This window comes from Corallococcus sp. bb12-1 (assembly GCF_026626765.1).
GTDB classification, from domain to species: domain Bacteria; phylum Myxococcota; class Myxococcia; order Myxococcales; family Myxococcaceae; genus Corallococcus; species Corallococcus terminator.
On record NZ_JAPNJZ010000021.1, the window covers coordinates 95,150 to 114,876 of the forward strand.

A 19,727-nucleotide genomic window follows, 5' to 3' on the forward strand; every position below is an offset into this window, starting at 1 on the left:
ATGGATCCCGTCGAACTGCTGAACAGCGAACCGCATGACCCGAGGGATCCCGACCCCTGGGTCGCGCTGTTCCTGGACCGCAGCCTGCCGATGCACGAGCGGACCAAGGCGGCGATGCTGGTGGATCAGCGTTCGCGGGCGCGGCAGTTCATGCTGCCGGTCATCCGGCCTATCGCGCGGCTGTGCATCATCCTGTTCCAGTGCCTGAAGATCTTCATGCCCAACCGCTTCACGTCCTCGAAGCTGTTGCACCGGCTGCTGGCGTGGGGGCTGAAGACGTGGGTGAGCCCGGAGGCCAACTACCTCATCCTTCGGCACTTCCACGTGGGCTCGGAGATTCTCGACTTCATCGCCCGGAACGCGTCGGAGTTGAACGTGCCCACGAATCCCATCCGTCCGACGGAGTTGGTGCACGTCCGGGATGAGATCTTCCTGAACCACGACCTGAACCTCTACAACTTCGTCATCCGGCTGAGCCGCGCGTTGAGGGACCAGGGGCGCACGTTGTCGCCGCCGGCGAAGCTGGACTTCAGTGGCGTGTCGGACGAGTTCCCCATCCAGGAGATGCCGAACGGGTGGACGAACTTCCTGGATCTGCAATCAGCCATCGAACTCTTCACGCCGATGTATCAGTTGTTCCTCACGGACCGGGACTTCTGGCGCGCGAGCAATTCGTTGCAGTTGGATGAGACCATCGCCATCTACGTCGCGACGCTGCTCCAGGCGCCGGGGCTGGTGGCGCTGGTGAACAACCGCCACCCGCTGGTGCCGTTGACGACGATGCGCGCGGGCTTCCGGTTGATGCTGCACGGCCTGTCCGCGGAGCTGCTCCACGGCTTCCTGGTGGAGTGCAAGCACGGGCGGATGCCGCAGCTCGCGCGCATCGTGGCGCCCACGCTCCAACTGCCGGCACAGCCGGTGAGCGGGGCGGCGTAGGCCTTCCCCCCTCGACACGCGGAGCCGAGCGTCGTCCCACCGAATCGGTCCGAGCAGCCCTGCTGCTTCAGGGCACATTGACGGGCTCGCCCTTAAAGATGCATTCTGGATGCATCTTTAAGCCCGGGTCCGGGCGGGGAGTGGCGACATGTCGAGCGTGTACGAGCAGATTGGCGGAGAACCGGCGATGGCGGCGGCGGTGGAGCTCTTCTATCGGAAGGTGCTGGGCGACGAGCGCATCAGCCACTTCTTTGAAACCGTGGACATGGAGCGCCAGGCCGCGAAGCAGAAGGCCTTCCTGACGATGGTGTGCGGGGGCCCCGCGAACTACTCGGGCAAGGACATGCGCGAGGGCCACCGGCCGCTGGTCCAGCGCGGCTTGAATGAGATGCACTTCAACGCCGTGGCGGGGCACCTGAAGGAGACGCTGGAAGAGCTGGGCGTGTCGGCGGAGCTGGTGGGGAAGGTGATGGCGGTCGCGGAGGGGGCTCGGGCGGATGTGCTGAACCGCTGAGGCCGGAAAGGGGCACGCCATGGCGAAGGTGAAACACGAAGCCGCGTGGTACCCGCTGGAGTCTGGCGAGACGGTGCTGGACGGCCTCCTGCGGCAGGGCGTGAGCGTGCCCCACGCGTGCAGGGCGGGCGCGTGCCAGTCCTGTCTGATGCGCGCGGTGGAGGGCACCGTGCCCGCGGTCGCGCAGGTCGGACTCAAGGATACGCTCCAGGCTCGCAACTACTTCCTCGCGTGCGCGTGCCGGCTGCCGGACGGAGCGGCGCTGGAGGTGGCGGGGGCCCGGGAGCTGCGCATTCCCGCGCGCATCGTCGCGTTGGAGTCGCTCTCCCCGGACGTGCTGTCGGTGCGGTTGGAGACGGAGTCCCCGCTCTCCTACCGAGCAGGGCAGTACGTCACGGTGGTGCGCGAGGACGGGCTCGCTCGCAGCTACTCCCTGGCGAGCCTGCCCCGCGAGAGCACCCTGGAGCTTCACGTGCGGCTCATTCCCGGGGGCGCCATGAGTGGCTGGCTGGCCCGGGACGTGCGGCCCGGCGAGCGCGTGGAGGTGCAGGGCCCGGCGGGAGACTGCTTCTACGTGCCCGGACAGCCGGAAGCGCCGTTGTTGCTGGCGGGCACGGGCACGGGGCTCGCGCCGCTGTATGGGATTGTCCGGGACGCGCTGGAAGCCGGGCACACCGGGCCCATCCACCTGTTCCACGGGGCTCGGGAGCCGGCCGGCCTGTACCTCGTGGAGAGGTTGCGCGAATGGGCGGCGTGGCACCCGAACCTCCACTACCAGCCCACCGTGCTGGCAGGCGGCGGTGGGGACGTGCGGGAAGGGGCGCTGGAGGCGCTCGTGCTCGCCACCGTGCCGAAGCGGCCCACGGGCTGGCGGGCCTACCTCTGCGGCAACGCCGAAGGGGTGCTATCCCTGCGCAAGAAGCTCTTCCTGGCGGGGTTCTCGCTGAAGGACATCCACGCGGATGCCTTCCTGCCGAGCACGTCGCCAGCAGGGCGTGTCGCCGGAGCCGCCTGACCTTGCACCTGACCCTTCACGCTGACTACGCGCTGCGCGTCCTCATGTACCTGGCCGCGCGTCCTGACCGGCCCTCGTCCACGCAGGAGATGGCGGACGCCTACGGCATCTCCAAGCACCACCTGGTGCGCGTGGTGCAGACCCTGGGACAGCAGGGCTGGGTGGAGGTGAAGCCGGGGCGCTCCGGCGGCGTGCTGCTGGCGAAGCCACCGGGCGACATCCGGCTGGGCAAGGTGGTGCGCGCGGGCGAACCGGACTTCCACCTGGTGGAGTGCTTCGACCGCGAGCGCAACACCTGTCCCATCGCGCCGGCCTGCGGCCTCAAGGGCGTGCTGGCGGAGGCCCGGGACGCGTTCCTGGCCACGCTGGACAAGTACACGCTGGAGGACCTGCTGCGCCGCTCCAAGCCGGGCCTGGCCGACCTCTTCTTCCCCACGGCCACATCGGAAGGCTGAAGCCTCCGACGTGGCCGGGAAGAGGGTCAGCGTCCGTACGTGCCGACGAGCGTGGCGCGCGCGAGCGTGTGGCTGAAGAGGTTGAAGCCGAGCAGGCCGGGAGAGGCGTCCTTCGGCACGTCGAGCGACTCCACGTCCACGGCGTGCACGACGATGAAGTAGCGATGCGCTCCATGGCCCGGCGGAGGCGCGGCGCCGATGTAGCGGGCGATGCCGCCGTCGTTGCGAAGCTGGAAGGCGCCGGAGGGGAGCTTCTTGCCGTCCTCGGAGCCCGCGTCGGTGGGGAGGCTGGTGGTGGAGCGGGGCAGGTTGGCCACGGCCCAGTGCCAGAAGCCGCTCGCGGTGGGCGCGTCCGGGTCGTAGACGGTGACGACGAAGCTCTTGGTGCCTTCCGGGAAGCCGCTCCAAGAAAGCTGCGGCGACACGTCCTTGCCCCCCGCGCCGAAGATGCCGCTGAGCTGCGCGGTGGACAGCGTCTGCCCGTCGCGCACGTCGGTGCTGGTGACGGTGAAGGAGGGCACCTTGGGCAGGGCGTCGTAGGGATTGACCTTCATGCGGTGGGCTCCAGGGGAGGAAGAGGGGACGCGAAAATATCCACCCGCTCCAGGATGTGCGCGCACCCGTGCGTCGACTGTCGCAATGTGGAGGGATGGCGCATCAGCGGGAGGCCTTTCTCGCCCGGTACTCAATGGTCAGTTCTTGCAGGGCCTTGATCATCTTCTCATCCTCGATCGAGAAGGGATCGCACTGCCCCGTCAGCCGGGAGGCGGCGATTGCAATCGCCTGTCCCACGCGGAGATCAGGCTCTTCCGCCAGGAAGTTCAGGAGTGCTTCCATGACCTGTTCTGGAAGTCGCTTCGGGCTCATATCGCCGCATCTTAAGGAATCGGGACGCGGCGCGGACGCGGACTGAAAGTGTGTGGCCTCATGCGGTGTCCTCGCGATGACGAGGCGCGTCGCGCGACCGTCGTTGACAGGGGACACCCGGGCCCGGACAGTCGCGCGCGCCATGGCCACCTATCCCGCGTCTCCCCGTGAAGCCTTCCTCCAGCTTCGCTCGCTCGCCGAGGCGCTGAGCCAACCGGAGACGCGGGCCCAAGCGCTGGTGGAGCTGCGGGCGCTGGCGGAGCTGTCACGTGACAAACCCGAAGGCGCACCGCTGCGCCTCGCGTCGGTGGTGGTCGCCGTGGGGGCCTCCCAGGAGCGGCTGGAGCTGCTCATCCCGCCGTCCATCTTCGCGCCCGAGGCGTGGGCCTTCACCTTCCTGGAAGGCCTGCTCAAGGTCCCGCTGGACGAGTACGCCGGCAAGCACCTGGTGGAGGTGGGCGCGGGCTCCGGGTGGATCTGCATCGCGCTGGCGAAGTTCACCGGCCTCTCTCGCATCCGGGGCCTGGACCTCAATCCGCAGGCTCCCGCCGTAGGCCTCTGCAATGCGTGGCTCAACGGCGACGAACAGCTCGTGTCACGGCTGTCCTTCGGGGAGAGCGACCTGCTGCGCGGCCTGCCCCAGAAGCCCGACTGGGACTTCATCGTCGGGTGCATCCCCCAGGTGCTGCGCGGTGACGAACTGCCAGCGGAACTCGCTCAAGCGGATGAGCAGGCCCTGCTCGACCTGTCCAACTACACCTCGCTCCAGAACGTCTACGAGGACCACTTCGGCCTGGGCCTCATCGCGCGGCTGCTGGACGAAGCCCCGGAGCGGCTCCACTCCGGCGGACGGTTGCTCCTGAACCTCGCGGGCCGTCCGGGCCGCGCCATCATCGCGCGCATGTTCACCCGTCGCGGCTTCACCACCCGCGTGCGCGTGGCCCGCCGCGTGATGCAGGCGGCGGACACGGACATCCGTCCCCTGGTCTCCCTGGAGCAGCGCACCGGACGGGAGTTCGAGTTCTTCATGGAGGCCCACAGCCCGGAGCCCCTGCGCGCCGCGACCGCGCTCGGCTGGCTCCAGTCGGGCCAGCCCATCTGGCACGAAGTGGCCGTGTGGGAAGCGCACCTGTCGCTGCCCCGGGAAACGCTGGCCCTGCGCGCCGCCCTGCGCAGCCTGGGCATCGCGTCGCTCCAGGAGGAGCTGGACCTGGGCACCGCGTCCGCCGAACAGCTCGGCTTCGTCACGGCGCTCGCGGAGCGGCTGTCGCAGTCGCCGCGTCTGCCCTATGCGCACGAAGCGGGAGACGCGTCCTTCCGCCGACTGGTGGCCCGCTACCTGGACCGCCACTTCGGACTGCGCCTGTCGGAGGACTCCCTGTTCGTCGCGCCCGAGCGCGAACAGGCCGTCTATTCGCTGCTGCTCGCCACGTGCGACCCGGGCGACACGGTGCTGGTGTCGCGCAGCCTGCACCCGCTCTATTCCCGCGCGCTGGACAAGGCGGGCGTGCGCGCCACGGTGACGCACAACGCGCTGGGGGAGATCCGCCGCCTGCTCACCGCCTTCGACGTGAAGGCTGTACTGCTGACGGTGGAGCCCGGTGAGCGCACGAACCTCGCGGTGCTGCGCGACATCGTGGCGGAGGCCGCGCGGCGCGGCATCTGGGTGGTGCTGGACGAGAGCGCCTTCTTCAACATCACCGGCGAAGTGGAGCCGCGCACGCTCTTCGAATTCCTCGCGAGGACCCAGCACGCGCCCAACCTGGTCATCCTGTACGGGCTCATCAAGAACGCGGTGTGGCCGGACCTGGAATTGACGCTGCTGCTGCCCGTGCCCGAACCGCTGCGCGCCGACCTGGAGGTGGCCGCGGAGGTGACGTACTCGCGCATCAGCGTCTTCGCGGAGTGGTTCTACGAGCGCACCTTCTCCGAACTGCTCGCCTTCCGCATGGCCTTCGCGGAGCCGGAGCCGCCCACGCCGCCCCGCGCACCCGAAGTGCCGCTGCCCCGCGCGCAGCGCATCGCCCGGCTGTCCGCCCTGCCCGCGTTCGCCCCCCGCTTCTTCCGCGAGGACGACCCGGAGCTCGTGCGCCTGGACTACGGCGAGAATGAAGGCCCGCTGCCGCTGCCGCTGGTGGAGGGGCTCATCGCGGCGGGAGTCGCCCCGCGCGCGGATTCCACGCAGACGGGTCTGGCCGAATCCGTGGCGGCCTTCCTCCTGGAGACGCGCGGCGCCCGCTACAGCGCCGAGGACGTGGTCGTGGCCCCCGGGGTCTGGCCCCTCATGCACCACCTGGGCGTGGCGCTGCGCAAGCGGCTGGGCCGGGGGCCGCGCGTGTTCCTCGTCTCGCCCTGCTACGGCGTGCTAGAGCCCACGTTCCTCGCGGCGGGCTGTGAGGTGGAGTCGGGGCCGCTCGCCACGCTGCTGACGCGCCGTTCACGCGGCGGGGCACCGGACGCGGTGGTGATGTCCCAGCCGGCGAACCCCACGGGCCACTACCTCTCCCACGAGGAGTTGATGGCGCTGGCGACGTACGTGGTGGAGCAGCGTTGCCTGTGGGTGTCGGACGAAATCTTCGGGCTGGTGAACCTCACCAATCCCACGGCGGAGACGGTGCACAGCCCGGTGACGCTGGAGGGCGCGGTGCCCGGCATCGGCGCGCACACGGTGCTCCTGGGCGGACTGTCCAAGGAGTTCGCGGCCGGGGGCCTGCGCGTGGGCTGGCTCGCGACGAAGGACCGGGCCCTGGTGGCCGCGCTGCGCGACAGCGCACCGGGCGTGCTGCACGCGCCCACCGCGCGCGCGGCGGCGTATCTGTACGCGGCCCATGCCCGGGGCCCGGACGGACAGCTGCTCTATCCGGCGCGACACAAGGCGCTCCGGGCCTTCCTGGCGAGGATGCGGCGCGACCTCGCGGAGAAGCGCGCGCTCATCGCCGAAGCGCTGCCCGACGACGGCCGCGCGGAGTCCACCGAGGCGGGAGGCCTCTTCCTCGCGCCCCCCATGACGGCCTGGCTGGGCCGCACGGTGGACGGGGTGACGCTCACGCCGGAGAACCTGCCCCGCGTCGTCTACGAGCACACCCACGTGGTGCTCAACGGCGGGGCGTGGTGCGGAGACCCGGAGCGCGTGCGCGCGGTGTTCTCCATCCCCAGGGAGAAGCTGCTCAAGGCCCGCGACCGGCTGCGCGCCTTCGGACAGCGGCTGCGCTGAGCGCGGCGCGGACTACACTCTTCCCCCATGCCCAGACTCCTCGTCCTGCTCCTCTGCTGCCTGCCCACGGCCGTGCTCGCGGCCTCCGAGTCCTGGCTGGTGACGACCGACCTCTGGGGCAATCCGGCGTACCAGACGCTCACGCTTGAGCGCGCCGGGAAGCGCCTCACCGGCGAGCTGGACGGAGACTCGCTGGAGGGCGAGCGCGTGGGCAACGACGTTCGCTTCGTCGTCACGGATGCGCGCAAGCAGACGTATGTCTTCAGCGGCAAGGTGGGCGGGGAAGTGCTGCGCGGCGCCGCGGACTACCCGGACAGCAACAACCCGAAGACGCGCGTGACGCATTCCTTCACGGCCCGACTGCTTCCCGTGCGCCCCGCCGGCCCACCGCGCGTGCATGAGTTCAAGCCCACCTCGTGGTCCAACGAGTTCTCCGCCCACCGCGAGCCGGTCCTCACGGTCTGGCCGGGAGACACCGTGCGCACCACGACGCTCGACTCGGGCGGCATGGATGAGCACGGCGTCACGCGTGCGCTCTTCGGCAATCCGCAGACAGGTCCCTTCTTCATCGCCACCGCGGAGCCGGGGGACACGCTCGTCGTCCGGCTCAAGCGCCTGCGATTGAACCGGACGTTCGCGGACAGTCTGGACAGCATCGTGGGCCGGGCTCTCACAACGGGACTCGCCGCGAAGGCGACGGAGCTGGGCAAGCCCGTGCGCTGGAAGCTGGATCTGGAGCGCGGCGTCGCGAGCCCGGAGACCCCGACGGAGCGCATGAAGCACTTCACCGTCCCGCTGCGCCCCATGCTGGGTGGACTCGCGGTGGCACCAGGGTTCGGGTCCGCGTCTCCTTCCACCGGCGACACGGGCCGCTCTGGCGGCAACATGGACTTCAACGAGGTGGTGGAAGGCAACACCGTCTTCCTGCCCGTGTCCCAGCCCGGCGCGCTGCTCTACCTGGGGGACGCGCATGCCGCGCAGGGCGACGGTGAAACGTCGCAGTACGCCCTGGAGACCTCCATGGAGGTCGAGTTCACCGTGGACGTGGTGCACGGCAAGGCGCCTCCCTCGACGCCCCGGGTGGAGTCCCCCACGCACCTGATGGCGTTGGGGCAGGGCGGCTCCCTGGACGACGCGCTGCGCTCGGCGACGCAGGGCCTCACGCAGTGGCTGGAGCAGGAGTACGGCCTCACCCTGTCGGAGAGCGCGCAGGTGCTGGGCAGCTCCGTGCAGTACGTCGTCGCGAACCTCGCGGGGCGCAGCGTGGGCGTCGTCGCGAAGCTGGAGAAGGCGCGACTCGCGAAGCTGCTCCCCGTCGGGAGGTAGGCCGCGCCCTGTTGCCTCCCGGTCCACGCGGGTGCTCGCTTTTGTGGCCTGCCAGCCCACGAGCGCTGAGCCTCTACCTCCGTCGTGCCCGTGTGGCCCGAGGGACGCGCGGCCTCCGCGTCGCCCCGGGTCCGCTGGTACGGCGCTTGAAGAGGTGAACGGGCTCCTGGATCGCCGGGAACGGGCGCGGAGTGCGCCTGGAGCAAGCGGAAGGGAGACAGGCCGATGCCGGGCCTCGTGGCGTCACTTCCGGGCGTTGAGGATGTGCTGGAGCAACTGCCGCGAGATGCGCAGCAGCTTCGCCGCGCCGCGCACACTGCCCTCGGATTTCGCCAGGGCCTCGTCCACCAGCGTGTTCCGGACGACGCCCTCCAACTGGTGCAGCGGCACCTGCCCGGCGCTCGCTCGCAGCGCGTGCACCAGGTCGGGAGGCCGCGCCAGCGTCCGTGTCCAAACCGCCTCCAGCCGTGCCAGGTCCAGGGGCTTGGGGAGGAAGGCCCGCACACCCCCGGAGGCCAGCCGGAAGGCCTGTTCGGCGGTGGCATTGCCGCTGATGGCGATGACATGCGGCAGGGGCTCCACGGCCTGCAGGTCCTCCAGCAGCGTGTCGCTGGTGCCGTCCGGAAGGCTGACGTCCAACAGCACGGCGTCCGGGGGCCGCTCCTTCAACACCCGCCGGGCCGCGGCCAGCGTCGTCACGTGGGTGATGTGCTCGGCGTGGGAGCGCAGCGCGTCCTCCAGCACCGCCGCCAGCCGCTCCGAGTCCTCCACCAGCAAGAGATGTCGCACGCGGCCCACCCCTGGAAACCTAACACCGATGTCTGAGCACCCTCCGCCGGCCACGCCGGAACAGATTGCCCACCGTGTCCTGGCGGACGCCTCCAATGACGGTGAGGCGTGGGTGAGCACGGTGCGCATGGTGTTCTGCGGGCTGGTGCTGACGCGGTTCCTGATGCTGGGCGGCATCCACGCGGAGGGAGGGATTCCGGCGGCGCTGGTGCAACTGCCCGTGCTGGGCTTCGCCATCGGAGCGTCCGCGATCGCGAGGTGGGCCGCCCGGCGGCGCCTGTTCGGTCCCCGCCTGCTGGTCGCCTCCGCCGTGCTGGACGCGGTGTTCGCCCAAGCCTCGCTGTTGTCCACGCTGGTGTGGCACGGCCCCCACTACACGGGGCTGTTGCGCATGCCCGACCCGTCCGCCGCCATCGCGGTCGTGTTCATCACCGCGCTGCGCCTGTCTCCCCGGGCCGCCTGGGCGGGCACCGGCGCGAACCTGCTGCTCATGGGAGGACTCGTCGCGCTGGACTTCCACCTCAACGCCCGCTTCGTCACCTACGGCCTGTCGGAGGTGGCGCTGCTCTTCATCTTCATCGGAAGCGTGGGGGTGGTGGCCTCCATGGTCTGTGACGTCGCCCGGCGGATGGTGCTCAAGGCGGGATGTGAGAGCGCTCGCGTGGAGAGGACCCGCCGGCACCTGGACCTGCTCCTGCGGGAGCACCATGACGTGAGGACGTTGCTGTCCTCGGCGCGGCTGCGCGCGGACCTCCTCGTCCGGGACCCTGCCAGCGCCGCGTGTTCGCGCTACGCCCAGGCGCTCGTGCAGGACCTGCGCGAGCTGGGGGACTTCGTGTCCAGCGTGAAGTCGCGCACGCTGGGCGAGCTGGCGATGATCGACGAAGCGGAGCTGGTGGATGTTGGCGCCACGCTGCACCACGCGGCGGACATCGTCCGGTCGCGCTTTGCCCACGTCCACATCGTCGTCGGGACGGAGGCGCCCGACACGCCACGAGGCCCGGCACCCCGCGCCCGCATCGTCGGCGGTGAGCGGGGCCTGTCCCATGTGGTGACCAATCTGCTCGTGAATGCCTGCGAAGGCGATGGGCTGCGAGGCGCCCGCACGGTGCGGGTGAGCGTGGAGCCGGATGGGAATCCCCTGCTCATCCGGCTGCGCGTGAGTGATGACGGTCCCGGCTTTCGCGAGGGGCTGCTGGAGGGCGCGCGCCCCTGGGGCGGCACGACCAAGCGGGACGGTTCAGGACTGGGGATGCTCCTGGTGGGAGGGCTGGTCGAGGCGAGCGGCGGCTCCCTGCTCGCCTCCAGCCTACCGGGAGGTGGCGCCCGGGTGGACGTGCTGCTGCCTTCCGGAGGCTGAGCCTTCAGCCGCGCCAGGCGTCCGGTGCCACGTCCGTCCCCAGGCCAGCCCAAAGCCCAGGTGCGCGACGAGCATCAACGCCAGCGGCTCCCGGAGGTCCTGGCCGAAGGCAGGCAGCACCTTGAGCGCCACCGCGAGCAGCGCGCAGCCCGTGAGCCCCACCACGCAGGTGCGTGTCCACCGCTCCGCGCGCTGGCTTCCGAACACCACGCCGATTCCCAGCGGAACGAGCGCGAGCGCAAGCGGGTTGAACAGCAGCAGGGACTCGCTGCCGCGCAGGGCCGCGTGTTCGGAGTATCGCGTCAGCAGCAGGCCCACGCAGCCCACCGCGCCGGACACCAGCCCGAACAGCGCGGTGTACAGCCCGAAGGCGATGCGGACTCCAGGTGTTGCCGCGCGTTCACGCCGCACGGAGAGCAGCACCGCGCCGCCCGCGATGGCCGCGCCCAGGATGAAGAGGCCCCGAAGCAGGGAGGCGCTGGCCTCTTCGTCGGAGACAGGCGTCGCGCTGGACACGGACACGTCGACGCGGTGGAGCACGAACCCTCCGTGTCCCTCCGGCGCGGAGGCGGTGTCGAGCAGTCGGGCCAGCTCCCGGGGCGCGAAGGCCTCTTCCCAGCGCGTCCGGGGGGCGTCCATGACGTCGTTCACCCAGGTCAGCAGCAGCAGTCCCAGGACCGGGTGGTGCCGGGTATGGCGCCGCAGGTGTTCGCGCCAGGAGAAGCGCGCGGGGAGGGTGGACGCCGCGCGGAGCGAACCTTCCAGGGCCTCGTCCAGCGCGTCCCTGACGCGCGTCGCGCAGTTGTTGTCGGTGGGGTGGTACGCGTAGAGGCGGTGCTCGGGACTCACGTCCCGTTCGAGCCGGGCCAGCAGTCGTCGCCGTGCCCGTGGGGTGAGGCGCAGCTCCTGCGCGGTGATGGAACGGTCCTCCCGCTGGTAGGTGGCGAACGTGTGCGCCACCGACAGGCGCGCGGCCCAGAAGGGCTGATGCCGCACGAGGAAGTGAAGCGCACTGCCCTGGCCTTCGTGCGTCGTCATCCCGTAGCTGTAGAGGACGTCGGTGCCAAGCCGCGTGTCCTCGAGCCACAGCGCGCTGTGTCCGAAGAGTTGGTGCGCCTCCTGGCCCGGACCGAACGTCACCAGCTTCACGCGCAGGTCTTCGGGATGCCTGCCAAATCCCGGGGGCAGCGCGGCTTGCGCGGAGGTGCTCCCGAGCCATCCGAGGAGGAGCATCAGGCAGAGAGGTCGGACCATGCGCGCGGTATCGCGCGGTCACCCCGCCCAGGGCAGTGCAAGAAGATTGGCAGTGTGCGCGCCGGGGGCTTCCCGGCAGGGTGTTTGAAGCCCGCGCCTCTGGGAGGCGGCGGGTGACGTGTCCGTCCCACTCCCCGAACCCCACGAAAGAGAAGCCTGTCATGACTGGAATCCGTTCCCTGGGCGCTGTCTCCCGCCGCGCCTTCGCCACCCTCGTCGCCGCCCTCGCGCTGGCCGTCGTCACCCTGTCGCCCGGTGAGGCGTTCGCCATCGATGACGCCCACCGCATCACGCAGCTCACGGTGACCATCGTCACGGGCGGGGACGACCTGCGCACCGCGAGCAACGCGGTGGCCTCGCTGCGCTATACGAACACGTCGGGCAACCAGCTCGTCACCAGCTTCAACCTGAACAACGGCGCGTCGTGGCCCAACTACTCCACGAAGACGGTCACCTTCGCGACGCCGGCCGGCATCTACCAGGGGCTGCTGCTGGACTTCGCCATCCAGTTCACCTCCGGCCAGCCGGACATCTTCTCCACGGGCGACAACTGGAACATGAACGCCATCACGGTGACGGCCCGCATGGCGGACGGCTCCAACGTCATCCTGGTCAGCCAGGCCGGCAGCCCCCTGCACCGCTTCCAGAGCGACACCAACACCCGCTGGGTCAACGCGTTCTAGAGAGCAGCTCGCCCGGTGGCACATGCGGGGCCATGAGGTAGGCCGGGGTGGGACTCCCCGGCCGGGGGAACCTCGTCGCCCTGCTGAGCGCCCCGGAGGAAATGCCGTGTCGAATTCGCGGCCCCTCGTTCGACGTGGCGATGAAGCCTCCTGGGATGCCCCCGGGAGGCGCCTTCGTCTGGACCAGGAGCCGTCCCCATGGCCATCAAGCTCGCCGTCGCCGCCCTCATCCTCCTCGTCGTGCTGGGGGCCTTCATCGCCACCCGCCCGGACCGCTTCACCATCGAGCGCAACGCCCAGGTCCACGCCTCCCCGGATGTCGTCTTCGCGATGATCAACGACCTGCGCCAGTTCGACGGGTGGTCGCCGTACCGTTTCGAAATGGCGCCGGGCCTGAGCAAGTCCTTCGAAGGGCCGGCCACGGGGCAGGGCGCCAGCTACACCTGGGAAGGGGGGAGCAAGGCGGGCTCGGGGCGCATGACCATCGTGGAGAGCCGCCCTTCGGAACGCGTCGCCCTCAAGCTGGAGTTCTTCAAGCCGTTCGCCGCGACGAACCAGACCGTCTTCACGCTCGCGCCCGTCGAGGGCGGCACCCGCGTGAGCTGGCGCATGGAGGGGGAGAACACCCTGATGGGCAAGGCGTTCTCGCTCGTCATGAACATGGACACGATGCTGGGCAAGGACTTCGAGAAGGGGCTCGCGAACCTGGACGCCGCGGCGCGGAGCGGGACGCAGGCGGCCTCCCAGAGTGCCCAGGTCGGCACGGCGACGCCCGCGTCCGCGCTCTAACCGAGCGCCGCGTACGCCGCCTTCGAGAACGCCACGGCGAAGGCTTCGTCGTCGGGGCCCGACATGAGCCGCTGGGTCAGCAGGATGGCCACCAGGTCCTGCACGGGGTCGATGAAGAACGTGGTGCCGAAGCCGCCGGCCCAGCCATAGCGACCGGCCGTGGGGGAGATGCCATCCGGCCGCGTCGTGACGCTTCCGCCGAAGCCCCAGCCGGACGTGTCCCAGAAGCCCGGGAAGAAGGGCGAGGCGGCCTTCTGCTCGGGGGGAATCTGATCCGTCGTCATCTGCTGGATGCTCTCGGGGGACAGGATGCGCGTCGCACCGTGACTGCCCTGGTTCAACAGCATCCGGCAGAAGGTGAGGAAGTCGTCGACGGTCGACATCAGTCCTCCGCCCTGTCCCCCGCCCGCGAGGAAGGCGGGAGGCTGCGACTCCGGGGCCGTCCGGGGCTCGTGCCAGACCGTGAGCGCTCCGGTGCCGGGGGCTCGCTGGTAGGTCGTCGCCAGCCGTCCCCGTTTCTCCGCCGGCACGCTGAACGCGGTGTCGTTCATGCCCAGGGGCTTGAAGAGGCGTTCGGAGAGGAAGTCATCGAACCCCATTCCGGAGGCGCGCGCGATCAGCACGCCCAGGACCTCGAAACCGGTGTGATACATGCATCGTTCTCCCGGGTGGTGGATGAGCGGCAATTCCCCCAAGCGCCGCATGAACTCGTCAGGGGTGTGGGGAATGGGGTCGAAGCCGGGCGCCACCCGCGCCGCCTGCATCGCCTTCTGGATGGGGTAGGTGTCCGGAGGCGCCATCACCGCGCCCGTTCCCAGCCGCAGCGTGAGCAGATCCCTCACCGTGATGGGCCGGCGCGCCGGCACCGTGTCGTCCAGCGGGCTGTCGAGCGCGCGCAGGACGCGGCGGTTCGCCAGCTCCGGCAGCCACCGGTCGACGGGGCCATCGAGCTGGAGCCTTCCGTCCTCCACGAGCATCAGCGTGGCCACGGCCGTGACGGGCTTGCCCATGGACGCGATGCGGAAGAGGGTGTCGCGCCCCATGGGCACGCGGGACTGGACGTCCTGCACGCCCAACGCGTCCACATGGACCTGATCCCCCCGCGCCACCAGGGCGACGAGGCCCGGCAGTCCGCCCTGCTCAATCGGGCCGCGCAGGACGGAGGTCACCCGCGTCGAGGAAGGGGCCTGTCCCGTCGGGTCTGTCGGCGTCATGTCGCGTCTCCTCCTCGTTACTGACTCTCAACGCGCACGGCGGGAGACAAGTCTTCACGGGGGCGGCACCGCGAGGCGCCGCCTGCCTGCCTGGCCTTACGCGCTACCGCTTCGCGAGGATGAAGGCCGTGATGGAGTAGCGCTGGTGCCCCTGCGCCGCGGGCAGCCACTCCGTCACGCGGTGCGGAGCGTTCACCGCCCGGAAGATGAACACCGAGTTGAAGATGGGCGGGACGCGCATCAGGTCCCGGTCGCCGTCCGGGTGCGGGAACGCGAGCACCCCGCCGAACGGCTCCTGCCAGGGACGGGTGAAGTTGTAGACGACCGCGAGCCCTTCCTCGTCCGTGTCCCGGTGCTCCGGGAACTGCTCGCCCACGTCCATGCGCGACACCTGGACCTGACGGGTCTCCAGCTTCTGGGGCCAGCCCACGAGCGCGGCGTGGAAGTCCGCGCCGTCCTCGCTCGCGAGCCACGCGCAGAAGTCCGTCAGGACGCCGGGGGCCTGCTGCGCCAGGGGCGCGATGTGCAGCGGATAGGGCCCGTGGTGGTGTCGCTGGAAGCGGGCGTCGCGGAGCGCCTGGTGCATGGCCTCGGCGCGCTCGGGCAGGAGCACGCGCTGGAGGCAGACGTGCGGCACCCGTCCACCGGAGACGAACTCGTGGCGGATGGCGTCGTGCAGCTTCGGGGAGGCGTTCGCGAGGGGAGACCACCCGGACGCGGAAGGAGGGAACGCGCTCGGCGGCTTCGCGCGAACGGGGCCGAAGACGCTGTCGGCGAAGTTCGCGACGAAGAAGCCGCTGGGGCGCTCAGGCCTTGGCGACGAGGTAGCTGGCGAGTCGGGTGATGACTTTTCCGTCGCGCGGATCATCGAAGAAGGAGATGGCGGGAGTGGGGTTGAATTCAAGGGCCACGAAGTCGCCCTCGGCGGTACGGCGCAGGTCCACCGCCGTGAAGACCATGCCGAGCGCCTTCGCGCCTCGGATGCACATGTCCCAGGCCTCCTTGGGCAGGCGGCCGGGCTTCACCTTGTCCAGGTTCTGCCGCGCGTCGACCACACCCTCGGTGGGGATGCGGAAGGCGGCCACGGGCTCGCCGTCGAGCACGTAGGCGCGGAACTCGTCGCCTTGGATCTGCTGCTGGAAGAGGACCGGGCAGTTGGCGAGCAGCGCCATCCGCTCCTCGGTGAGGTCCGCTTCGCCAATCTTCTGCACGAGCGCGCCGCCGCCCAGCGGCTTGTAGATGACGGCCTTGTGCCGGGCGACGAACTCCCGCACCGCGTCCGCCGAAGCCGTGCCCAGGCTCGCGGGCACGGGAATCTTGTGCCGTCGCAGCAGGGCCAACTGGTGCAGCTTCAGGTAGTGCAGCTCCACCGACTCCATCGGGTTGATGAAGGAACATCCGCGCTTGTTGAGCGAGCGCAGGACGGAGTGCAGCAGCGACTGACGCTCCCGCTCCGCGAGGTACTGCTCCTGCCAGCGCGGGAAGTTCCGCGCGGACAGGGCTTCGGCCTCGGGGACCGGGAGCGAGAGCCGGATGGCCTTGATGTAGAACGAGCGCAGGTCGCTGAGACATTCACCGTCCCAGAGCACGTCGCCGTCCTCCCAGCTCAGCGTGGCGGAGTCGGGCACCCGGTCGGTTTCCACGACGATGGCTCGCGCGCGTCGACGCTCCACCGCTTCCGCGACGAAGCGGGTGGCGTCATCCGTCCGCGAGCCGATGATCACGACCTTCTTCATGGACGCCATGGGGACCGTGACTCCGCCGGGAGGCTGCTCAGACCGGGCTGTCCATGCGGACCTTCAGCACGTGGGTGTCCAGCGGCTTGATGTCGATCTTCGGCGGCTTGAACGAAGGCTCCGAGGGCCCACGGATGGGGTCGTCGGAGATGATCTTCACGATGACGCCGTCATCGATGTCCTTGATGCTGCCGCCGTTACCGCCCTGGATGGGGTTGGTGGGCTCGTCCGCGATGACCTTCACGATGTGATCATCGAGCTTGAAGCCGGTGTCCCCGCCGCCCGTGACGGGGTTGGTGGGCTCGTCCGCGACGATCTTCACGATGTGGTCGTCGATGAGGCCCGGCGTCCCTCCGCCCGTGACGGGGTTGGTGGGCTCGTCCGCGATGACCTTCATGATGATGCGGTCATCGACCTTGAGGCCCGTGTTCTCGCCCTTGGCGGGGGTGGTGGGCTCATCCGCGATGACCTTCATGATGATGCGGTCATTGATCTTCAGGCCTTCCTTGCCGGCCTTCGGGGTGGCCTTCGTCTGCTCGAAGGTGTCGCCCGGGGCCCTGGGGGCCTTCTTCAGCTCGGGCGCGCCAGCCGACTTGCCCTCGGTCGTGGCGCTCTTCGGCGCGGTCTTGGGCGTTGAAACGAATCCCGTCGGCGATTTGATCTTGGTCATAGGGGGTCCTTTGCGATGGGTTATCGCGCCGGATGCCCCGGGAGTTGCTTGATTCTCCGAAGATGAGAGTCCTGCTCGCCCGCTTCCTGCCGCGCTGCGAAAGCCCCTGTGGCTACGGGGACTTGGAGGGTCGGTGGTACAGCTTGCGCAGCTCCTCCTTGGCCTCCTCGAGCGCGCGTCTGCGGGAGGCCGGGAGGGTGCGCCCCGCGCGGTTGCCGTAGAACGTGAGCATCGACATGGCGGACTGGAACGGCGTGGCCTTCCGCCGGGTGCTGCGTTCGGCGGAGCGTTTCACCGAGCGTGCGATCTCCTTCGGGGAGCGTGTGAAGACCTGATCCTCCAGCGTCATCGCGTCGCTGTGCTCCGTCACCGACTGGGACCAGCGGCGCTGCTTCGGTGAATGGGACGCGGTGGGCGTCTTCCGGGTGGCGGCTGCCATCGCGTTCTACCTCCCCGTCCGGGTCTTGCCCCGCTGCGCCGCGCTCTTCGCCGGGTCCAACGGGGCCTGCTTGGAAGCGCGTGCGGGGACCGGCTCCTCGCGGATGAACTCCCCCTGGACGGTCATGGGTCGCTTGTCCTCGCGTGGGTCCTTCCTGGCTTTGTCGGGGGGCTGCTTGTCGGGCATGGGTTCCTCCTGACGGGCTGAGCGCGCCATTGTCCAAACCTGTGGCCGCGGCGCGCAGGGACAAGGTGGGGAGCCGCGCCAGCCTTCGCACCGCCTCCCCGGGCTGCCCGTCTGCTCGTCCACCGTTCAGGGAAGAAGCCCCGTCAGCGTAGGCTCCGCGTCCATGCCTTCGCGTCGTGACTTGAAGCGCCTGAAGCCGTGGTGGGGTGTCCTGGCGCTGCTCCTCGTCTCGTGCGCGGCGCACGAGCCCACCCGCGCGGAGGACCGGAACGACACGGGGGCGAGGGAGCTGCGCGCGCGCATCTACCTGGCGAAGGGCGAGGCGGCCGTCGAGTCCCGGCAATGGGGCGTGGCGGCGGCCTCCTTCGCCATCGCTCGAGCCTCCCAGGACTCGCTGGCGGCGCGGTGGGGGCAGGGACAGGCGTCGGTCCGAGCCTCCACGTCGCGCTGGACGAAGCCGTTCGAAGGCTCCGTCCTCGCCGTCGCGTTCTCTCCGGATGGGCGGGTGCTGGCCTCCGCGGGCTACGACTCCATCGTCCGGCTCTGGGGCGTGGAACGCGGAGACCTGCTGGCGGAGCTCAAGGGGCACACGGCGGAGGTGCACGCCGTGGCCTTCACGCCGGACGGACAATGGCTGGCGTCCGCCGGCAGGCCCGGGGAGATTCGTGTCTGGGATTGGCGGCAGGGACGCCAGGTGGCGCTGTTGCAGGGGCACGCGGACGTCGTGCGAGGGCTGGCGTTCTCACCCACGGGCGACCGGTTGGCTTCCGGAGGGTTGGACAAGACGGTCCGCGTCTGGAGCCTGGCCACCGGCACGGAACACCTGCGCTTCGAACATGACGAGCATGTAATCGCGGTGGCCTTCTCCGCGGATGGACAGCGGCTGCTCTCGACGAGCATGGACCGGAGCGCGCGGGTCTGGGACCTGGAGACGCGCAAGCAAGTGCACCGCCTCATGGGCCACGAGGAGAAGGTGGAGTCGGGGGCCTTCTCCCTGGACGGGCAGCGGATCATGACCGCCGCGGCCGACCACGCCCTGCGCTTCTGGGATGCGAGGTCAGGGCAGCTCGTCGATGTCGTGCGCAACGCGGGGGATGTGTCGGCCGCCGCCATCGACCCCGCGTTCACGCTCGTCGTCCAGGCGGGATGGGATGGGCGCGTCCAGCTCGTCGAGGCGCGTGGCGGAGCCCTGGTGGAGCGGCTGGATGCGCACCGGGGCTTCGTGATGTGCGTGGCGTTGTCTCCCGACGGGCGCACCTTCGCTTCCGGCGGGATGGATGGCGTGCTGAAGGTCTGGTCCCGGCCGGGTGCTCCGCCAGACACGCTGCTTCGCGGACATGGGGCCTGGGTGGAGGCGCTCGCGTTCTCCCAGGAGCAGGAGTTGATCTCCGGCGCGGAGGACGGGCTGCGACGGTGGCGCGTCGCGGATTGGAGCCGCGTCGTTTCGAGCACGGAGGGGACAGAAGCCACGGTGTCGCTCGCCGTGAGTCCGGACCGGAAGCTCCTCGCGGTGGGCACGTTGAAGGGGCGGGTGCGGGTGTTGGAGGCCGGCTCGGGCCGACCGCTGTTGGAGCTGTCGGGTGTGAAGGGCTCCGTGCGCGCGGTGGCCTTCAGCCCGGATGGGAAGACGCTCGCCGCCGCGGGAGACCCGGACATCCACCTCTGGTCCCTGCCGGAGGGCACTCCCATGGGGCGGCTCCAGGGGCACACCGGGAAGCTCTGGGCCCTGGCCTTCGATGGGAGAGGGCATCGGCTCGCGTCGGGCGGCGCGGACATGACCGTGCGGACCTGGAACGTGGACACGCGTCAGCCGTTGCTGCGACTCGAAGCAGGGGAACGGGTCCGAGCAGTGGCGTTCACGCCGTCCGGAGAGCAGTTGGTGACGGCGGGCATGCGGCAACCCATCCGTCTCTGGAACGCGGTGACGGGCCAGCGGTTGATGGCGATGGATGAGGGCACGGTCGGGGTCCTGTCCGTGGCCCTGTCGCCTGACGGGCGGTTCCTGGCCTCCGGGGGCCTGGACGCGGAGGTGAAGGTCTGGGGCCTGCCCTCCGGGGAGCTGATGGGGCGGATGGGAGGACAGCAGGGCTTCCTGTCGGCGCTGGCCTTCTCACCCGACGGCGCGGTCCTGGCCTCCGCGGCCTCCGACCGGACCGTGCACCTGGTCGGGTTCCAGGCCCTGGCCCATCCACCCCCGGCGGGGACAGGGATTGAAGACCTCCTGCGACGCCATGGGCTGGTCTGGGATTCCGCGCGGTTCCTCATCCAGTCCCGCTGACG

Annotated in this window: 20 protein-coding genes; 10 read left to right on the forward strand and 10 right to left on the reverse strand. The window is 70.0% G+C overall.

The features are described from left to right. The 4 genes from OV208_RS26390 to OV208_RS26405 all read left to right on the forward strand — a co-directional run bounded on the left by OV208_RS26390 (nucleotide 1) and on the right by OV208_RS26405 (nucleotide 2,920). Nucleotides 1–936, forward strand: a complete 936-nt coding sequence (locus OV208_RS26390; protein ID WP_267576667.1) for a DUF6999 family protein — start codon at nucleotides 1–3, stop codon at nucleotides 934–936. Nucleotides 937–1,084: 148 nt separating this feature from the next. Further along, on the forward strand, nucleotides 1,085–1,450 hold the full coding sequence (locus OV208_RS26395; RefSeq protein WP_267576668.1) for a group I truncated hemoglobin: 366 nt from the start codon (nucleotides 1,085–1,087) through the stop codon (nucleotides 1,448–1,450). A 19-nt stretch (nucleotides 1,451–1,469) separates the two neighbouring features. Continuing rightward, entirely contained in the window at nucleotides 1,470–2,465 is a 996-nt protein-coding gene (locus OV208_RS26400) for an FAD-binding oxidoreductase (protein WP_267576669.1), read from the forward strand. 2 nt (nucleotides 2,466–2,467) lie between these two features. Then, on the forward strand, nucleotides 2,468–2,920 hold the full coding sequence (locus OV208_RS26405; protein ID WP_120540573.1) for an RrF2 family transcriptional regulator: 453 nt from the start codon (nucleotides 2,468–2,470) through the stop codon (nucleotides 2,918–2,920). Between the two features lie 26 nt (nucleotides 2,921–2,946). Here OV208_RS26405 and OV208_RS26410 read toward each other — a convergent pair whose 3' ends face one another. Both OV208_RS26410 and OV208_RS26415 read right to left on the reverse strand, forming a co-directional pair. Continuing rightward, nucleotides 2,947–3,474: a YbhB/YbcL family Raf kinase inhibitor-like protein gene (locus OV208_RS26410; RefSeq protein ID WP_267576670.1), complete on the reverse strand. Its 528-nt coding sequence runs from the start codon at nucleotides 3,472–3,474 to the stop codon at nucleotides 2,947–2,949. Between the two features lie 103 nt (nucleotides 3,475–3,577). Beyond that, nucleotides 3,578–3,787 (reverse strand): hypothetical protein, encoded by a 210-nt coding sequence (locus OV208_RS26415; RefSeq protein ID WP_267576671.1) that lies wholly within the window; start codon nucleotides 3,785–3,787, stop codon nucleotides 3,578–3,580. 142 nt (nucleotides 3,788–3,929) lie between these two features. Between OV208_RS26415 and OV208_RS26420 the strand changes: the two genes are divergently transcribed. Continuing rightward, nucleotides 3,930–7,001 carry an aminotransferase class I/II-fold pyridoxal phosphate-dependent enzyme gene (locus OV208_RS26420; protein ID WP_267576672.1) on the forward strand — a complete coding sequence of 1,024 codons (3,072 nt, stop codon included), beginning with the start codon at nucleotides 3,930–3,932 and terminating at the stop codon, nucleotides 6,999–7,001. Between the two features lie 27 nt (nucleotides 7,002–7,028). Then, nucleotides 7,029–8,327: an acetamidase/formamidase family protein gene (locus OV208_RS26425; protein ID WP_267576673.1), complete on the forward strand. Its 1,299-nt coding sequence runs from the start codon at nucleotides 7,029–7,031 to the stop codon at nucleotides 8,325–8,327. Nucleotides 8,328–8,570: 243 nt separating this feature from the next. Here the strand turns inward: OV208_RS26425 and OV208_RS26430 are convergent, their stop codons facing one another. Continuing rightward, the gene (locus OV208_RS26430) at nucleotides 8,571–9,116 is read right to left on the reverse strand and encodes a response regulator (RefSeq protein ID WP_267576674.1); all 546 of its coding nucleotides are present in this window, start codon (nucleotides 9,114–9,116) and stop codon (nucleotides 8,571–8,573) included. 28 nt (nucleotides 9,117–9,144) lie between these two features. Between OV208_RS26430 and OV208_RS26435 the strand changes: the two genes are divergently transcribed. After that, nucleotides 9,145–10,476 carry an ATP-binding protein gene (locus tag OV208_RS26435; RefSeq protein ID WP_267576675.1) on the forward strand — a complete coding sequence of 444 codons (1,332 nt, stop codon included), beginning with the start codon at nucleotides 9,145–9,147 and terminating at the stop codon, nucleotides 10,474–10,476. Here OV208_RS26435 and OV208_RS26440 read toward each other — a convergent pair. Beyond that, nucleotides 10,426–11,730: a DUF4105 domain-containing protein gene (locus OV208_RS26440; protein WP_267576676.1), complete on the reverse strand. Its 1,305-nt coding sequence runs from the start codon at nucleotides 11,728–11,730 to the stop codon at nucleotides 10,426–10,428. The genes OV208_RS26435 and OV208_RS26440 overlap by 51 nt on opposite strands. 161 nt (nucleotides 11,731–11,891) lie before the next feature. Here OV208_RS26440 and OV208_RS26445 point away from each other — a divergent pair, with 161 nt between their 5' ends. Beyond that, nucleotides 11,892–12,413, forward strand: coding sequence for a hypothetical protein (locus OV208_RS26445; RefSeq protein WP_267576677.1), 522 nt, complete (start codon nucleotides 11,892–11,894; stop codon nucleotides 12,411–12,413). Nucleotides 12,414–12,611: 198 nt separating this feature from the next. After that, nucleotides 12,612–13,202 (forward strand): SRPBCC family protein, encoded by a 591-nt coding sequence (locus tag OV208_RS26450; RefSeq protein WP_267576678.1) that lies wholly within the window; start codon nucleotides 12,612–12,614, stop codon nucleotides 13,200–13,202. On the opposite strand, the gene OV208_RS26455 is transcribed toward OV208_RS26450, so the two are convergent. The 6 genes from OV208_RS26455 to OV208_RS26480 form a co-directional block, all read right to left on the reverse strand. Next, complete coding sequence (locus OV208_RS26455; protein ID WP_267576679.1) at nucleotides 13,199–14,416, reverse strand: serine hydrolase domain-containing protein; 1,218 nt, start codon at nucleotides 14,414–14,416, stop codon at nucleotides 13,199–13,201. The two genes, OV208_RS26450 and OV208_RS26455, sit on opposite strands and share 4 nt — an antisense overlap. 103 nt (nucleotides 14,417–14,519) lie before the next feature. Then, nucleotides 14,520–15,284: a 2OG-Fe(II) oxygenase gene (locus OV208_RS26460; RefSeq protein ID WP_267576680.1), complete on the reverse strand. Its 765-nt coding sequence runs from the start codon at nucleotides 15,282–15,284 to the stop codon at nucleotides 14,520–14,522. Further along, nucleotides 15,223–16,161 carry an ATP-grasp domain-containing protein gene (locus tag OV208_RS26465; protein ID WP_120540562.1) on the reverse strand — a complete coding sequence of 313 codons (939 nt, stop codon included), beginning with the start codon at nucleotides 16,159–16,161 and terminating at the stop codon, nucleotides 15,223–15,225. Before OV208_RS26465 ends, OV208_RS26460 begins: the two co-directional genes overlap by 62 nt. A gap of 28 nt (nucleotides 16,162–16,189) precedes the next feature. Beyond that, a complete protein-coding gene (locus OV208_RS26470; RefSeq protein ID WP_267576681.1) occupies nucleotides 16,190–16,822 on the reverse strand; it encodes a hypothetical protein in 633 nt (210 codons plus the stop codon). A gap of 112 nt (nucleotides 16,823–16,934) precedes the next feature. Then, nucleotides 16,935–17,261 carry a DUF3175 domain-containing protein gene (locus tag OV208_RS26475; protein WP_267576682.1) on the reverse strand — a complete coding sequence of 109 codons (327 nt, stop codon included), beginning with the start codon at nucleotides 17,259–17,261 and terminating at the stop codon, nucleotides 16,935–16,937. Nucleotides 17,262–17,267: 6 nt separating this feature from the next. Then, nucleotides 17,268–17,447 carry a hypothetical protein gene (locus tag OV208_RS26480; protein WP_267576683.1) on the reverse strand — a complete coding sequence of 60 codons (180 nt, stop codon included), beginning with the start codon at nucleotides 17,445–17,447 and terminating at the stop codon, nucleotides 17,268–17,270. Nucleotides 17,448–17,610: 163 nt separating this feature from the next. On the opposite strand from OV208_RS26480, the gene OV208_RS26485 reads away from it, so the two are divergent. Next, on the forward strand, nucleotides 17,611–19,725 hold the full coding sequence (locus OV208_RS26485; RefSeq protein WP_267576684.1) for a WD40 repeat domain-containing protein: 2,115 nt from the start codon (nucleotides 17,611–17,613) through the stop codon (nucleotides 19,723–19,725). The last annotated feature ends 2 nt before the right edge of the window (nucleotides 19,726–19,727 follow it).

Coding starts and splice junctions, on each gene's coding strand:
- OV208_RS26480 (WP_267576683.1), bottom strand. CDS start 17,447: ATGCCCGACAAGCAGCCCCCCGACAAAGCCAGGAAGGACCCACGCGAG.
- OV208_RS26410 (WP_267576670.1), bottom strand. CDS start 3,474: ATGAAGGTCAATCCCTACGACGCCCTGCCCAAGGTGCCCTCCTTCACC.
- OV208_RS26470 (WP_267576681.1), bottom strand. CDS start 16,822: ATGACCAAGATCAAATCGCCGACGGGATTCGTTTCAACGCCCAAGACC.
- OV208_RS26475 (WP_267576682.1), bottom strand. CDS start 17,261: ATGGCAGCCGCCACCCGGAAGACGCCCACCGCGTCCCATTCACCGAAG.
- OV208_RS26415 (WP_267576671.1), bottom strand. CDS start 3,787: ATGAGCCCGAAGCGACTTCCAGAACAGGTCATGGAAGCACTCCTGAAC.
- OV208_RS26400 (WP_267576669.1), top strand. CDS start 1,470: ATGGCGAAGGTGAAACACGAAGCCGCGTGGTACCCGCTGGAGTCTGGC.
- OV208_RS26425 (WP_267576673.1), top strand. CDS start 7,029: ATGCCCAGACTCCTCGTCCTGCTCCTCTGCTGCCTGCCCACGGCCGTG.
- OV208_RS26390 (WP_267576667.1), top strand. CDS start 1: ATGGATCCCGTCGAACTGCTGAACAGCGAACCGCATGACCCGAGGGAT.
- OV208_RS26485 (WP_267576684.1), top strand. CDS start 17,611: ATGCCTTCGCGTCGTGACTTGAAGCGCCTGAAGCCGTGGTGGGGTGTC.
- OV208_RS26435 (WP_267576675.1), top strand. CDS start 9,145: ATGTCTGAGCACCCTCCGCCGGCCACGCCGGAACAGATTGCCCACCGT.
- OV208_RS26455 (WP_267576679.1), bottom strand. CDS start 14,416: ATGACGCCGACAGACCCGACGGGACAGGCCCCTTCCTCGACGCGGGTG.
- OV208_RS26460 (WP_267576680.1), bottom strand. CDS start 15,284: ATGATCCGCGCGACGGAAAAGTCATCACCCGACTCGCCAGCTACCTCG.
- OV208_RS26420 (WP_267576672.1), top strand. CDS start 3,930: ATGGCCACCTATCCCGCGTCTCCCCGTGAAGCCTTCCTCCAGCTTCGC.
- OV208_RS26465 (WP_120540562.1), bottom strand. CDS start 16,161: ATGGCGTCCATGAAGAAGGTCGTGATCATCGGCTCGCGGACGGATGAC.
- OV208_RS26440 (WP_267576676.1), bottom strand. CDS start 11,730: ATGGTCCGACCTCTCTGCCTGATGCTCCTCCTCGGATGGCTCGGGAGC.
- OV208_RS26450 (WP_267576678.1), top strand. CDS start 12,612: ATGGCCATCAAGCTCGCCGTCGCCGCCCTCATCCTCCTCGTCGTGCTG.
- OV208_RS26445 (WP_267576677.1), top strand. CDS start 11,892: ATGACTGGAATCCGTTCCCTGGGCGCTGTCTCCCGCCGCGCCTTCGCC.
- OV208_RS26395 (WP_267576668.1), top strand. CDS start 1,085: ATGTCGAGCGTGTACGAGCAGATTGGCGGAGAACCGGCGATGGCGGCG.